Below are 15,147 nucleotides of genomic sequence, written 5' to 3'. Positions count from 1 at the left end.
CACACCGACGCCGACGGGGCGCGAAAACCCCAGGGAAGGCTCCACCACCGTGATCTTGCTGCTCTCGACATCCGACACCGATCTGCTGAGCGCACGTGCGTCCGGCGCCGAGTACCGCTGGGCCAACCCGTCCCGCATCCTCGTCGACGCCGATCTGCCGACGCTCATGGACGGTGTCGACCTGGTGGTCGTGCGCATTCTCGGCGGGCGCCGGATGTGGGAGAGCGGTATCGACGCGGTGCTCCGCGGCCCCGTTCCGGTGGTCATGCTGGGCGGCGAGCAGGCTCCTGATGCCGAGTTGATGGAACTGTCGACGGTTCCCGCGAATGTGGCAGCGCAGGCGCACCAGTACCTGGCCGAGGGCGGCGCGGACAACCTCGAGCAGCTCGCCTATTTCCTGTCCGACACGGTGCTGCTGACGGGCCACGGGTTCGCCCCGCCCGCCCATCTCCCGACGTGGGGTGTGCTGCGCACCCGTGCGCGCACTTCGTCGGCAGAGCCCACGATCGCCGTCCTGTACTACCGAGCCCAGCACCTCGCGGGCAACGTCGACTACATCCATGCCCTGTGCGACGCCATCGAGGCGAAGGGCGCCCGCGCGCTCCCGATCTACTGTGCGTCGCTGCGCAGCGCGGAACCCGAACTGCTCGAGGCGTTGCGCGAAGCCGACTCCATGGTGGTCACCGTGCTCGCGGCCGGCGGAACCCGTCCCGCCAACGTGGGCGCCGGTGGCGACGACGAGGCCTGGGACGTCGCCGAGCTCGCCGCGCTCGACGTGCCGATCCTGCAGGGCCTGTGCCTCACCAGCTCCCGCGCGATGTGGGACGCGAACGACGACGGCATGTCCCCGCTGGACGTCGCGACCCAGGTCGCGGTGCCCGAGTTCGACGGTCGCATCATCACGGTGCCGTTCTCGTTCAAGGAGATCGACGCCGACGGCCTCAGCACGTACGTACCCGACCACGAGCGCTGTGCGCGTGTCGCCGGCATCGCGGTCCGGCATGCTCGACTGCGCCGAATTCCCGCAGCCGACAAGCGCATTGCGCTGATGCTGTCCGCGTACCCGACCAAGCACGCCCGCATCGGCAACGCCGTCGGACTCGACACCCCGGCGTCGGCGATCGGTCTGCTGACGCGGATGCGCGAGTTGGGCTACGACATCGGACCCGTCGACGGTGACGACGCGGTGCCCGGCCTCGCCGCGCAGGACGGCGACGCCCTCATCCACGCGCTCATCGCCGCCGGTGGGCAGGACGCCGACTGGCTCACCGCCGAGCAGCTCGAGGGCAACCCCATCCGTATCTCGGCCGCGCGCTACCGACACTGGTTCGACACGCTGCCGGAGGACCTGCGATCCGGCGTTGTCGAACACTGGGGCGAGGCACCGGGCGAGCTGTACGTCGACCGTTCAGCGGATCCGGAGGGCGAGATCGTCATCGCCGCACTGCGGTTCTCCAACGTCGTCCTCATGGTGCAGCCGCCTCGCGGGTTCGGCGAGAACCCCGTGGCGATCTACCACGATCCGGATCTTCCCCCCAGCCACCACTACCTCGCCGCTTACCGCTGGCTCGCGGCCCCGGAGGAGGACGGCGGTTTCGCCGCGGACGCCGTCGTGCACCTCGGCAAGCACGGCAACCTCGAGTGGTTGCCCGGCAAGACTCTCGGCATGTCCGCTTCGTGCGGCACCGACGCCGCGTTGGGCGATCTGCCACTGATCTACCCGTTCCTGGTCAACGACCCGGGTGAGGGGACACAGGCCAAGCGCCGCGCGCACGCGACTCTCGTCGACCACCTCATCCCGCCGATGGCCCGCGCCGAGAGCTACGGCGACATCACCCGCCTCGAGCAGTTGCTCGACGAGCACTCCAACATCTCGACTCTGGACCCGGCGAAGCTGCCGGCGATTCGTCAGCAGATCTGGACGCTCATGACCGCGGCCCAGATGCACAAGGACCTCGGCCTGGAGGAACGCCCCGACGAAGAGGTGTTCGACGACATGCTGCTGCACGTCGACGGCTGGCTGTGCGAGATCAAGGACGTGCAGATCCGCGACGGGCTCCACGTCCTCGGGCAGGCTCCGCGCGGTGAGGCGGAGGTCGACCTCGTGCTTGCCATGCTGCGGGCCCGTCAGATGTGGGGTGGGGAGCGCACCGTTCCGGGTCTGCGGGAAGCGTTGGGTCTCAGCGAGGACGGCGACGAGGCCCGTACGTCGGTCGATGCCGTCGAGGAGCAGGCACGTGGTCTCGTTGCGGCACTGCACCGCGCCGACTGGTCGGTGGACGCCGTCGACGGCATCGCCGCGGGACTGCCCGACACGGTCGCCGAGATCCTCCGCTTCGCGGCCACCGAGGTGGTTCCCCGTCTGCGCGGGACCGACCAGGAGATCGACCGTGTGCTGCATGCGCTGAACGGCGGATTCATCCCGGCCGGCCCCAGCGGGTCGCCGCTGCGTGGACTCATCAATGTGCTGCCGACCGGCCGCAACTTCTACTCGGTCGACCCCAAGGCGGTGCCGTCGCGGCTCGCGTGGGAGACCGGCCAGGCGATGGCCGAGTCGCTCGTGGCCCGCTACCTGCAGGATCACGGCGAGTACCCGCGCTCTGTCGGGTTGTCGGTGTGGGGGACCAGCGCCATGCGTACCTCGGGTGACGACGTGGCCGAGGTGTTCGCACTGCTCGGCGTGCTGCCCGTGTGGGACGAGGCGTCGCGCCGCGTCACGCACCTCGAACCGATCGCTCTGGACGAGCTGAAACGGCCGCGTATCGACGTGACGGTCCGCATCTCCGGCTTCTTCCGCGACGCATTCCCGCACGTGCTCGCGATGATGGACGACGCCGTCCGCATGGTCGCGGGCCTGGACGAGACCGACGAGCAGAACTATGTGCGTGCGCACGCACAGGCCGATCTCGCGGAGCACGGCGACGACCGCCGAGCCACCACCCGCATCTTCGGATCCAAGCCCGGCACGTACGGCGCCGGACTGCTGCAGTTGATCGACAGCAAGAGCTGGCGGAGTGACGAGGATCTGGCGCAGGTCTACACGACGTGGGGCGGCTTCGCGTACGGCCGCGGACTGAACGGCGTCCCGGCAGCGGACGACATGCGTTCGTCCTACCGGCGCATCGCGGTGGCGGCGAAGAACACCGACACCCGCGAGCACGACATCGCCGACTCCGACGACTACTTCCAGTACCACGGCGGCATGGTGGCGACCGTGCGTGCGCTCACCGGAACGTCTCCCGAGGCGTACATCGGCGACAGCACCCGCCCGGAATCGGTGCGCACCCGCACGCTGCACGAGGAGACGTCCCGCGTGTTCCGTGCGCGCGTCGTCAACCCGCGCTGGATGGACGCGATGCGGCGGCACGGGTACAAGGGCGCATTCGAGATGGCCGCGACGGTCGACTACTTGTTCGGGTACGACGCCACCACGGGAGTCGTGCAGGACTGGATGTACGAGAAGCTCACGCAGGAGTACGTCCTCGACGAGACCAATCGGAAGTTCATGTCGACGTCCAATCCCTGGGCGCTGCACGGAATCTCCGAGCGACTGCTCGAGGCCGTGGAACGCGGCATGTGGGCGGAACCGGACCCGACAGTGCTCGCGGACCTCCGTGCGGCCTACCTCGAGAGCGAAGGCGAGCTCGAGGGCGACTGACCGGCCTATCCTGTCTCGTATGAGCAACCCGTTCGGTGACGTCGGCACCGCGAAGTACGTCCTCCTGACCACATTCACCAAGGACGGCACCCCCAAGCCGACACCCATCTGGGCGGCGCTCGACGGGGACCGGCTCCTCATGTGGACGCAACGGGAGTCGTGGAAGGTCAAGCGGATCCGCAACACTCCCCGCGTCACGGTGGCCACCTGCGATCGCAGTGGAAAGAACGTGGGCCCGGCCATGGACGCTGTCGCCGAGGTGCTGGACGACGCAGGCACCGCGCGTACCCGCGACGTGGTGATCGAGAAGTACGGCATCACCGGCCGCATCGTGGTGACGATGAGCTCGCTCTTCAAGGGCAAGAGCAGCACCGTCGGGTTGGCGCTCCGCGTCGCTTGATGGCTGTTCGAGTAGACCTCACCGAACGTCCGGATCAGGCGCTCCCGCTGACACTCCATGTTCCCGGAGTTGCGAGGCGCCGCGCGGCCCGGTTCGAACATACGTTTCAGTTTCTGTCGGTGGGGTGAGTTAGTGTTTGGTCAGGTCGTCGGGGGGCGGCCTGATCGGGGCATCACCGGGGGGTGAATTCGTGTACGACGCACCAGTTTCCGTCGATGTGTTGGTGTCGGCGAAGGTCGACGCCCAGGCCTCGTTCGCCCGCACCGTCGCCGCGTCGTGCTCCTACATCCACTCCGAGTCCCGACGCCCCGCCGTGCTCGCGACCGGTGGGGTATTCGACGCCGACGCCGCCGAAGCATGCGCGGTCGCGGAGGTCGCGTCGGCGCTGTCGGTGTCCACCAGCACTGTCACGGAGTGGCTGTTTTTGATTCGCACCGCCCGTCCTGCGGTGCAGGAAGCGTTCGATGCGGGCCGGTTGGCGTACGCGGCGTTCCGCACGGTCTGCCGATCCCTGGCCGGGTTCCATCATGCGACCGAAGCATTACTGCAGCGGGTCATTGCTGTCGCAGCCCGGTGCACGCCGGGTGCGGTCACGTCGGCGATCGACCGGATCCTCGCCGACTTCGACGCCGACTGGCACCGCATCATCCGTGAACGGGCAGCATTGGAGCGGTCGGCGACGGTGCGCAAGCTCCCGCGCGATCAGGCCGAGCTGAAGATCCGTGGTCCGGCCGACAAAGTCGCCGCACTGTGGCGGAACATCGCCGCTGCCGCCGCACGCGGGGTGACCGATCCGACGTCGTTGCCGGCTCGGTTGTTCGACGCCGCGCACGCGCTCTTGACCGGGGCCGTGTCGGGTACGCCGGCCCGTGCCGTGATCGTCCTCGATGCTGCCACCGCAGCAGGGTTGGCGGGGGAACCCGGTCACCTCGTCGGTTGGGGTCCGGTTCCTGCGGACGTGGCCCGGAGGATCGCCGGGGATGCGACGTGGCAGGCGATGATCACCGCCGCGAAGGTCGCGGAACCGCGGGTGGGGTGCAGCTGCCGATGCCCGGAACACGACCCGCCGACCGACTCCGAACCACCGGGCCCGCCGATGCCCGCCGCCGGGCGGGAAGTCCGCCGCACCCGCCGCATGCCCGCAGGCTGGACACCGACCACGGGGAAACTGGGCAGCACGACAGCCCGAAAAGCCAGGGAGCAGGTCGACTATCTCCGCACGCTCCCACCATCGGCGGTGGACCGTGCCGTCGCCGACCCCGACGGACATGGGGGATTCGCCGTACCCCCGGCCGGGGCGTTGACCTATCGGCCGTCCGAGGCGATCGCGTCGCTGGTGACAGCGCTGTATTCGACGTGCGTTCACCCGGGATGTGCTGTGTCCAGCGAAGACTGCGATCTCGACCATGTCGTCCCGTTCGACCACACCGACCCCCCGGAGTGGCGGATGGACCGTCACCGGCAACCTCACGCCGCTGTGCCGCCGGCACCACAGCCTGAAGACCCGGCGGCAGTGGCACCACCGCATGCTCCGGGACGGGATCGTCCATGTCCGCGACTCGCACGGCACCGACCATTTCACCGCACCCGGCGAGTGAGGCCCCTCCTACTGGGCCGCGCTCACGGACGACATGTGGAAGTCGGGGATCCGCATCGGGGGCATCGCTGCGCGGGTGAACCAATCCGACCACTCACGCGGCAGGGTGGGAACGGTCGTACCCGCCTCTGTCGCGCGGCGCAGGATGTCGAGCGGGCTCTCGTTGAACCGGAAGTTGTTCACGGCAGCAGTCACCCGGCCGTCCTCGACCAGGTAGACGCCGTCCCGCGTCAACCCGGTGAGGAGCATGGTCGTCGGGTCCACCTCGCGGATGTACCAGAGGGTCGTCAACAAGAGTCCGCGTTCGGTGCGCGCGACGAGGTCGTCGACGGAACCGCCGGCGCCGCCCACCATGACGAGGTTGTCACCGGGCACAGTGGGTGTAACCCCGAATTCTGCTGCGGCGGAACGTGGGTAGGCAAGGGAGGTGATTGCACCGTCGCGAATCCAGTCGGTGCGGCCGGCGTCCATTCCGTTGTCGAACACCGACACCGCGTCGCTCGAGGATCCGGTGACCACGAACGGGGCGTACTCGAGGCCGTTCTCGGACGGGTCGGAGTACAGCGTGAGACCGAGGTGTCCGAGCACCTCACCGACGCGGGTGCCGCCGCCGGGAGCGGACAGGGCGGTGCGGCCCTCCTGCGCGCCCCGGCCGTCCATCGACCACAGCAGATCGATCATCAGATCGGCGACCGCGGACGGTGGGAGGATCGTCTCGTAGCGTCCCGCGGGAAGGTCGACGGTCCGGGCGGACCAGTCGAGCCGGCGCGTCAGTTCGGCCAGGGACGCATCCAGATCGATGTCGCGGAAGTCTCGGGTACCGGTGCCCACCCAGGCACTGGCACCGCCCGAGAGACCACCCCTCTTACCGTTGATCTCGAGCGACCCGACAGGTTCGACGACGCGCCGCCGTACCCCGGTGGACGTGCCCAGCCACACGGTGCGGACCGTGTGATGCGCGAAGCCGTACAACGCATCGGCTCCGTCGAATCCCCGCGCCAGGCCCGGTACCACGGAGTCGAACACGTCGATCCCTTTGCGGAGCGGGACGTCGCCCCAGCCGGAGTCCGGCGTCGGGGCGCCCTCGACGAGGGGCATCGCATCGGTGGCGGGCTGAGCCGCACGAGCGGCGTCCTCGGCGGCTGCCACGACGCCGGCGACATCATCCGGATCCATGCTCGTGGACGAGACCGTTCCCACCCGCGCCGCCGTGCCGTCCCGCACGATCGAGACGACGGTCCAGGACCTCGAGTCACCCACGCCGTTGGTGGTCATCGAGTTCCCGGCCCACCGCAGGGATGCCTCCGAGATGTCGGCGACGATCACGACGGTGTCCGAGACGGTGGCGTACGACAGCGCACGCTCCACCAGATCGTGGCCGCCGAGGGGAGTGCTGACGCTCACTGACCCGCCTCCGTTCGTGTGTTGAGGACGTTGACCGAACGGAAGAGAGCAGCGGGGCAGCCGTGCGACACCGCCGCCACCTGACCGGGCTGCGCCTTGCCGCAGTTGAACGCGCCGCCCAGACGCCACGTGGACGGTCCGCCCACCGCCTCCATCGAGCCCCAGAAATCGGTGGTCGTCGCCTGGTACGCCAGGTCCCGGACCTGGCCCGCGAGAGCCCCGTTCTCGATGCGGAAGAAGCGCTGGCCGGTGAACTGGAAGTTGTAGCGCTGCATGTCGATCGACCACGACTTGTCGCCCACCACATAGACGCCGTGCTCGACGTCGGCGATGAGATCGTCCACGCTGCGATCGACGTGCGGGTCCGGTTGCAGCGAGACGTTGGCCATCCGCTGGATCGGGACGTGGTGGGGCGAGTCCGCGTACGAGCACCCGTTCGACCGCTCGAGCCCGAGGCGGGGGGCGAACACCCTGTCGAGCTGGTAGCCGACGAGAACCCCGTCGCGCACCAGATCCCACGACTGCGAGGCCACGCCGTCGTCGTCCCACCCGATGCTGGACAACCCGTGGCGTTCGGTGCGGTCGGCGGTCACGTGCATCGACTCACTGCCGTAGCGCAGCGTGCCGAGCTGGTCGGGCGTCGCGAAGGACGTTCCGGCGTAGGCGGCCTCGTAGCCGATGGCTCGGTCATATTCCGTGGCGTGGCCGATGGACTCGTGGATGGTGAGCCACAGGTTGGTCGGGTCGATCACCAGATCGGTGAGACCCGGCTCCACGCCGGGGGCCTTCGTCTTCTCGGCGAGCCAGTCGGGGATGCGCGAGAGTTCGTCGTCCCAGTCCCACAGTCCGTCGGCGCCGGTCCCGTCGGAGGTCAGGTACTCCCAGCCACGTCCCGTCGGGGGAGCGAGGGTGCGCATCGAATCGAAGCCACCCGACGCGGAATCGACGGACACGGCGTCGATCTGCGGGTGGAGTCGCACCCGTTGCTGCGTGATGCGCGACCCGGCGAGGTCTGCGTAGAACGACTGCTCCTTGACCTGCAGCACGGAGGCACTCACGTGGTCGACGCCGTCCGAGGCCAGCAGACGGCCGGAGTACTCGCCCAGCAGATCGACCTTGTCGGTGGTGGGGACGTCGAAGGGATCGATCTCGTAGTCCGACACCCACGACACGTTCTCGTACACCGGCTCGGAGGCGAGCACGACGGGATCCCGGTTCAGGTCGCGCAACGCCTGTGCGACGAGCACGGCGCGCGAGGTGACGGAGACGGCCTCGTCCACCGACAGCACCGCACCGGACGCGAATCCCCAGGTTCCGTCGACGATCACCCGGACCGCGAGGCCGAGCGTCGTCGCCTCGACACTCGACTGCACCTCGCCGTCGCGGAGAGCGAGCGACTGCGTCCGCAGTCGATGCACCCGCAGATCCGCATGCGTGGCACCGGACGCACGTGCCGCTGTCAGCGCCGCGTCCGCGAGCGCGTGCAGTGGCAGGGCGACGAAATCGCTGTCGACGTCTCTCACATCGGTGACGCTAGCCGAACTGTTGCCACCCGAGTCGGATGACGAGCGCGAACACCACCACCAGCAACACGATGCGCACGAACCCGGCGCCCCGCGAGATCGCCATGCGTGAGCCGACCAGCGAGCCCGCGACGTTCGCGACGGCCATGGCGAGGCCGAGCAACCACAGGACGTCGTCGGTCGCCGAGAAGTACAGGAGGGCGCCGATGTTGGATCCCAGATTCAGCACCTTCGCCATCGCCGCGCTGCGCACGAACTCGGTGCCGAGCAGGGTGGCGAACGTGATGATGAGGAAGGTGCCGGTGCCCGGACCGAGGATGCCGTCGTAGAACCCGATGCCGACGGCGGCCACCACCACCACGATGGTGATGCGGCGGCGCGTCGGCGGATCACCCACCACGACGCCGACGGTGGGGCGCAGCGTCACCAGCACCGCGACGCCGACCAGCACCACCAGCACGATGGGGATGAAGAGGTCCTTGTCGATGAGACTGACCGTGGCGGCGCCGAACGCCGCGCCGACCGCGGCCACCACTCCGGCGGGTGCGAGGAGCCGCCAGTTCATCGGGACCTTGCGGGAGAAGGTCAGCACCGCGGCGGTGGTGCCGGCGACGGAGGCCAGCTTGTTGGTGGCCAGCACCGTCTGCTGGGTCGTGGCCGCCGGCGTGACCAACAGGAGTGCGGGCAGCAGGATGAGCCCGCCGCCACCGACCACGGCGTCCACCCAACCCGCCGCCAGCGCGGCAGCCAGCAACACCGACCAGTCACCAGCACCCATGGCGGACATTCGATCACAGCTCCCGCGCTACGCTTCGACCACGATGCGCCGATTCAGCGAATGGCTCCGCCACCGTCCGTTCGCGGTCGACTGTGCGCTGGCGGTGTCACTCTTCCTCATCGAGCTCACGGCCGTCGCTGCCGTGGAGCAGCCACTCGTCTACGTGGCGATGGCGGTCGCCGTGTCCACGCCGATCGCCTGGCGCCGCCGCTACCCGGTGGCCGCCGCCTGGACGGCGCTCGCACTCGGCCAGGTCGCGACTCTGATGGTGTGGGCATCGGAGGAACCGCGCACGCTGCCGCCCGGGCAGCTCGGCTTCGTGGTGATGCTCTACACGCTGGCCGTGTACACCGACCGGCGCACGACCCTCCTCTTCGCGCTGGGCCTCGCGGCCGACATCGTCGTCGTGCGACTCGTGCTCGGGTCCGACTGGACCTCCACCATCTTCTTCGTCCTCCTCTACGCCCTGGCCTACATCACGGCGGAGTTCCTCGGGACTCGCCGGGCCTACGTCGCCGAGGTCAGCGCACGGCTCGCCGTCGCCGAATCCGATCGTGACCGACGCGCCGTCGAGGCGGTGTCCGCCGAGCGCACCCGCATCGCCCGCGAACTGCACGACGTGGTGGCCCACGCGGTGAGCGTCATGATCGTGCAGGCGGACGGGGCGTCCTACGCGCTGCGGTCGGACCCGGAGCGGGCCGCGGCGGCACTCGCGAACATCTCCGCGACCGGCCGCACCGCACTCACCGAACTCCGACGCACGGTGTCGCTGTTGCGGACCGACGAGTCGTCCGAGTCCCACCCCGAGTACGGCACCGCGGCCCTCGCCAAGATCGTGGAGTTGATGCGCGCCGCCGGGCTGCGGGTGTCCATCGAGCAGACGGGCGAACTCGACGACCTGCCGCCGGCGGTGTCGCTCGGGGTGCACCGGCTGGTGCAGGAATCGCTCACCAACGTGCTGCGCCACGGCGGTGAGCGGCCCCGAGCCGTGGTGGCCGTGCGCCGCGAACCGTCCGCGGTGACGGTGTCGGTGATCAATTCCTCGGACGACACCGGCCCGGCCGTCGACATTCACGCCGCACCCACCACCAGCGGCTTCGGCGTCATCGGCATGCGCGAACGTGTCGCCGTGCTGGGCGGAGAGCTCCGCGCCGGTCCGCTGCCGGACGGCCGGTGGCGCGTGGCCGCGACGCTGCCCCTCGAACTGAAGGCCGCGCTGGGCGTCGACCAGGACCACCCGGACCGCTAGGTTGTCTCCCGTGTCCATCTCGGTGCTCCTGGTCGACGATCAGGAACTGATGCGCATGGGTCTGTCGATGGTTCTCGGCGCGCAGCCCGACATCGACGTGGTGGGCGACGTGCCCGACGGTGCCACCGCGATCGCCGCGGCCGCGCGCCTCGAACCGGACGTCGTGCTGATGGACGTCCGCATGCCCGGTATCGACGGTGTCTCGGCCACCGAACGCATCATCGCGGCGCAACCCGAGGTGCGGGTCATCGTCATGACGACCTTCGACCTGGACGAACACGCCCTGGGCGCACTGCGTGCCGGTGCCAGCGGATTCCTCCTCAAGGACACGCCTCCGGAGGACCTCGTGTCCGCGATCCGCAGCGTGGCGGCAGGGGACGCCGTCGTCTCGCCGCGGGTGACCCGACGTCTGCTCTCCCGAATCGTCGCCGGGCAACCGCGCGATGTTCCCGGACGATCGGCAGCCGTCGAGTCGCTCACCGACCGTGAGCGCGAGGTGCTGCTGCTCATCGCCGCCGGTAAGTCGAACGCCGAGATCGCGGGTGAGCTGTTCCTGTCCGAGGCGACCGTCAAGACCCACGTCGGCCGCATGCTCACCAAGCTCGGGCTGCGCGATCGCGTCCAGGCCGTCGTTCTCGCCTACGAGCTCGGACTGGTCACTCCGGGCGCCTGACCGGCCGGGAGAAAAACGAGGCGGTCGCGCGTTGACACGGCAGACGGGTTCGACCAGTCGCCGAAAGGACTCCCGCGATGCCACTGCTCTACTTCTTCCTCTACCTCGTCGTCGAGATCAGCGCCCTCGTGTGGCTCGGCTCGGCGATCGGCATCCTGTGGACGGTGTTCGTGGTGATCGCACTGTCCGCTCTGGGCATGGTCGCGATCCGCTCCCAGGGTCGGCGCGTGCTCTCGGAACTGCGCTCGGCCAACGCCGGACGCCGCTCACCCGGCGGCGCGGTCGCGGACGGCGCGCTCGTGGCCCTCGGCTCGGTCCTGCTGACGATCCCCGGTCTCGTCTCGAGCGTCCTCGGCCTGCTGCTGATGATCCCGCTGACCCGCGCGCTGCTTCGTCCGGTCATCGCGCGGTCCGCCGCCCGGCGCGTCGAGACGGCCGTGGCCTCGGGCCGTACGTTCCCGTCCGGTGGATTCGGGCCGCAGGGATTTGGGGCCGGTCACGTGGTCATCGACGGCGACGTGATGCCGGACCGCGGGAATTCGGCCCCTCGCGACACCCGCGGTGTGATCGACGGCACCACCGGCCGCGACGAGCGCTGACCCCCGACACCCCGGCCGCCCGACACCGGGCACACTGGCGAGCGTGAGTACGCATCTGCTGGTCGGCGGACGGATCTACAGCCCGTCCGCGCCCGACGCGACAGCCATGGCCGTCACCGACGGCACCGTCGTCTGGATCGGTGAGGATCGCCCCGCGCGGGCGCTGCATCCCGACGCCGAGGTGGTGGAACTGAACGGGGAGTTCGTGACTCCCGCGTTCGTGGACACCCATGTCCACACCACCGCGACAGGTCTGGCGCTCATCGGACTCGATCTGAGCGGCGCTCGGTCTCTCGACGAGTGCCTGCGCGCTCTCGCCGCGTACGCGGCCGAGGACGGGGGCACCCTGATCTGGGGACAGAACTGGGACGAGTCGACGTGGCCGGAGGGGCGCGGCCCCACCACCGCGGAGCTCGACGCCGCAGCACCCGGACGGGCCGTGTACCTCTCGCGCATCGACGCGCACTCCGCGGCGTGCTCGACGGTGCTGCGTCGCGCCGCCGGAGACGTGGTCGCCACCGCAGATCCGCAACGGCCGCTCATCGCGGAGGCGCACCATGCCGTGCGCACCCGGGCGCTGGACCTGCTGAGCCCCGCGGGCCGGCACCGCGCCCGCGTCGCCGCGCTCGATCATGCTGCCGCGCACGGGGTCGCCGCCGTGCACGAGTGCGCCGGCCCCGACATCTCCGGCCGCGTCGACCTGGCCGAACTCCTCGCCCTCGAGCACGGCGTCGAGGTGCGCGCCTACTGGGGCGAGGCCGTCTCGACCCCGGACGAGGCGACGGCACTCCTGGCCGCGACCGGCGCGCACGCCCTGGGCGGCGACCTCTTCGTCGACGGTTCGATCGGCTCGCACACCGCCTGGCTGCACGACCACTATGCTGACCACTCCGGTTGCGGCCGTTCGTATCTCGACGTCGACGCGATCGCGGCGCACGTCTCCGCCTGCACCCGCGCCGGGATCCAGGCCGGCTTCCACGTCATCGGCGACGCCGCCACCAGTGCCGTGGTCGAGGCGTTCGGGCGGGTCGTGGCCGAGCTCGGCGGCCCCGCCGTGGCGTCTCGCGGCCATCGCCTCGAGCACATCGAGATGGTGTCGTCCGAGCAGGCCGACGCCCTCGCGGCGTGGGGTGTCATCGCGAGCGTGCAACCGGTGTTCGACACCTACTGGGGCGGTGAGGAGGGCCTGTACGCCACTCGACTCGGCGCGGAGCGCGCTCGCGCACTCAACCCGCTGGCGATGATGGCGTCCGCCGGGGTGTCGCTGGCCATCGGGTCGGACGCACCCGTCACGCCGCTCGAGCCGTGGCGCGGTGTCCGCGGAGCGGTCAACCACCGCACACCGGGCAGTGCCGTCTCGCCCCGCGCCGCGTTCTCCGCGGCGACGCGCGGCGCCTGGCGCGCCGGGGGAGTACGCGACGGCCTGGCCGGCACGCTGGTGCCGGGCGCGCCGGCCAGCTATGCGGTGTGGGACGCCGCGGAACTGGTCGTGAGCGCACCACGGGACTCGGTGCAGCGCTGGTCCACCGACCCGCGGTCACGAGTTCCGGCCCTGCCTCGCCTCGATCCCCAGGCGCCGGACCCGGTGTGCCTGGAGACCGTGCACCGCGGCACCACGGTGTACCGCGCGTGAGCGTTCCCGCTCGACTGATCCCACCCGCGCGGCTCGCTCTCTCGGCCGGCGCCGGCGCGCTCCTGTTCGCGTCGTTCCCACCGCGATCACTGTGGTTTCTCGCGCCTGTCGCCCTGGCGCTCGTCACGTTCGTCCTGACCGAGCGGCGGGTCGACGATCCGGCGCGCGCCCTGTCGCTGAAGGGCGGCTTCCTGTACGGGTTCGCCTTCGGCCTCGGCTTCTTCCTGCCGCTGCTCCCGTGGATCGGCGTGTACGTCGGACCGCTGCCGTGGATCGCGCTCGCCGTCGCGGAGTCACTGTTCCTCGGTCTGTTCGGACTGCTCGCCGTGGTGGTGTCCCGCCTACCGTTCGCCGCGGTGTGGATCACCATGGTGTGGTCACTGACGGAGTGGTTGCGCAGCACGGTCCCGTTCGGCGGATTCCCCTGGGGCCGTCTGGCCTTCGGTCAGTCCGAATCACCCCTGCTTCCGCTGGCCGCACTCGGCGGCGCCCCGCTGCTCAGCGCCGCGGTGGCACTGATCGGTGTGTGCCTGACGCTGCTGTGCAGGAGTTTGCGCACCGGCTTCGCCGTCACCTCGGTCGCCGGGCTGGTCGCGCTCGCCGCCGTGGCGCCGGTCGTCGCACTCGTCGTGCGCCCCACGCTCGCGGGTCCGCAGGACGGTGACGACGCGATCACCATCGCGGCCATCCAAGGCAGCGTTCCCCGGCTGGGCCTCGACTTCAACGCGCAACGCCGCCAGGTGCTCGACAACCACGTGAACGAGACTCTCCGGCTGGCGGAGGAGGTCGAGGCGGGGCGGACACCGAAGCCCGACGTCGTCATCTGGCCGGAGAACGCGTCGGACGTCGATCCCACCCGCGACGTGACCGCAGCGGCCGAGATCACCGCCGCCTCCGTGCGGATCGACGCACCGATTCTCGTGGGCGCGGTGCTGTCGAATGCCGACGGCACCTCCACCAACTCGGTCATCGCCTGGGACGGAGCCGCCGGACCGGGGGAGCGCCACGACAAGAAGATCGTCCAACCGTTCGGGGAGTATCTGCCGTACCGCAGCTTCTTCCGGCTGTTCTCCTCGTACGCCGACTCGGCGGGCAACTTCGTGCCCGGCGACGGTGACGGCGTCGTGCACGTGCCCGCCGGCACGGATCGCGAGCAGCGGGCTCTCGCCGTGGGAGTCGCGACCTGCTACGAGGTGGCCTTCGACCGCGCACCCACCGAGGCGGTGCGCGCCGGCGCCCAGATTCTCGCGGTGCCCACCAACAACGCGACTTTCGGCGACACGGAGATGACCTACCAGCAGCTGGCCATGTCGCGAGTCCGGGCGGTGGAGCACTCGAGGACCGTCGTGGTCGCCGCCACCAGCGGGGTCAGCGCCGTCATCGCGCCCGACGGTTCCGTGACCTCGCGAACCGCTCTCTTCGACGCCGACCATCTGGTCGCCACGGTGGGTCTGCGCACCGACACCACACTCGCGACACGGCTGGGATCCACCGTCGAGTACGTGTTCGTGGCCCTCGGCGTCCTGAGTGTGATCGGCGCCACGATACCGAACGCTCGACGGCGCCGGGCCCGCTGACCGGGCACACGGCTCCGCGTCCGCTGGTCGGGGCGGTCTTTCCGCACTTTTCGTGA

At 70.0% G+C, this 15,147-nt stretch carries 12 protein-coding genes; 8 read left to right on the top strand and 4 right to left on the bottom strand.

Annotation, left to right across the window (positions count from 1 at the left end):
* Window positions 1-49 precede the first annotated feature (49 nt).
* Both cobN and HQ312_RS00550 read left to right on the top strand, forming a co-directional pair.
* Window positions 50-3,658, top strand: a complete 3,609-nt coding sequence (cobN, locus tag HQ312_RS00555; RefSeq protein WP_222637531.1) for a cobaltochelatase subunit CobN — start codon at window positions 50-52, stop codon at window positions 3,656-3,658.
* 19 nt (window positions 3,659-3,677) lie between these two features.
* A complete protein-coding gene (locus HQ312_RS00550; protein ID WP_222637530.1) occupies window positions 3,678-4,058 on the top strand; it encodes a PPOX class F420-dependent oxidoreductase in 381 nt (126 codons plus the stop codon).
* Between the two features lie 702 nt (window positions 4,059-4,760).
* Here the strand turns inward: HQ312_RS00550 and HQ312_RS00545 are convergent.
* Window positions 4,761-4,955, bottom strand: coding sequence for a hypothetical protein (locus tag HQ312_RS00545; RefSeq protein WP_222637529.1), 195 nt, complete (start codon window positions 4,953-4,955; stop codon window positions 4,761-4,763).
* Window positions 4,956-5,464: 509 nt separating this feature from the next.
* Here HQ312_RS00545 and HQ312_RS00540 point away from each other — a divergent pair.
* Window positions 5,465-5,656, top strand: a complete 192-nt coding sequence (locus tag HQ312_RS00540; RefSeq protein WP_222637527.1) for a hypothetical protein — start codon at window positions 5,465-5,467, stop codon at window positions 5,654-5,656.
* A gap of 8 nt (window positions 5,657-5,664) precedes the next feature.
* Here the strand turns inward: HQ312_RS00540 and HQ312_RS00535 are convergent, their stop codons facing one another.
* The 3 genes from HQ312_RS00535 to HQ312_RS00525 are packed head-to-tail and all read right to left on the bottom strand — an operon-like array spanning window position 5,665 to window position 9,360.
* Window positions 5,665-7,059 (bottom strand): metallopeptidase TldD-related protein, encoded by a 1,395-nt coding sequence (locus HQ312_RS00535; RefSeq protein WP_222637526.1) that lies wholly within the window; start codon window positions 7,057-7,059, stop codon window positions 5,665-5,667.
* Window positions 7,056-8,582 (bottom strand): TldD/PmbA family protein, encoded by a 1,527-nt coding sequence (locus HQ312_RS00530; protein WP_222637525.1) that lies wholly within the window; start codon window positions 8,580-8,582, stop codon window positions 7,056-7,058. The genes HQ312_RS00535 and HQ312_RS00530 overlap by 4 nt, the downstream gene beginning before the upstream one ends.
* Before the next feature lie 10 nt (window positions 8,583-8,592).
* Window positions 8,593-9,360 carry a TSUP family transporter gene (locus HQ312_RS00525; RefSeq protein WP_222631166.1) on the bottom strand — a complete coding sequence of 256 codons (768 nt, stop codon included), beginning with the start codon at window positions 9,358-9,360 and terminating at the stop codon, window positions 8,593-8,595.
* 43 nt (window positions 9,361-9,403) lie between these two features.
* Here HQ312_RS00525 and HQ312_RS00520 point away from each other — a divergent pair, with 43 nt between their 5' ends.
* The 5 genes from HQ312_RS00520 to lnt all read left to right on the top strand — a co-directional run bounded on the left by HQ312_RS00520 (window position 9,404) and on the right by lnt (window position 15,091).
* Entirely contained in the window at window positions 9,404-10,609 is a 1,206-nt protein-coding gene (locus HQ312_RS00520; RefSeq protein WP_051613278.1) for a sensor histidine kinase, read from the top strand.
* A 10-nt stretch (window positions 10,610-10,619) separates the two neighbouring features.
* Window positions 10,620-11,282 carry a response regulator transcription factor gene (locus HQ312_RS00515; protein WP_056444522.1) on the top strand — a complete coding sequence of 221 codons (663 nt, stop codon included), beginning with the start codon at window positions 10,620-10,622 and terminating at the stop codon, window positions 11,280-11,282.
* 77 nt (window positions 11,283-11,359) lie between these two features.
* On the top strand, window positions 11,360-11,881 hold the full coding sequence (locus HQ312_RS00510) for an FxsA family protein (RefSeq protein ID WP_222637524.1): 522 nt from the start codon (window positions 11,360-11,362) through the stop codon (window positions 11,879-11,881).
* 43 nt (window positions 11,882-11,924) lie between these two features.
* The gene (locus HQ312_RS00505; protein WP_308123750.1) at window positions 11,925-13,514 is read left to right on the top strand and encodes an amidohydrolase; all 1,590 of its coding nucleotides are present in this window, start codon (window positions 11,925-11,927) and stop codon (window positions 13,512-13,514) included.
* Window positions 13,511-15,091 (top strand): apolipoprotein N-acyltransferase, encoded by a 1,581-nt coding sequence (lnt, locus tag HQ312_RS00500; protein WP_308123749.1) that lies wholly within the window; start codon window positions 13,511-13,513, stop codon window positions 15,089-15,091. The genes HQ312_RS00505 and lnt overlap by 4 nt, the downstream gene beginning before the upstream one ends.
* The last annotated feature ends 56 nt before the right edge of the window (window positions 15,092-15,147 follow it).

Source organism: Rhodococcus sp. BP-316 (assembly GCF_019836105.1).
Lineage (GTDB): Bacteria > Actinomycetota > Actinomycetes > Mycobacteriales > Mycobacteriaceae > Rhodococcoides.
The sequence above is the reverse complement of the archived record's forward strand: the minus strand, read 5'-3'. Positions and strand labels throughout refer to the sequence as shown.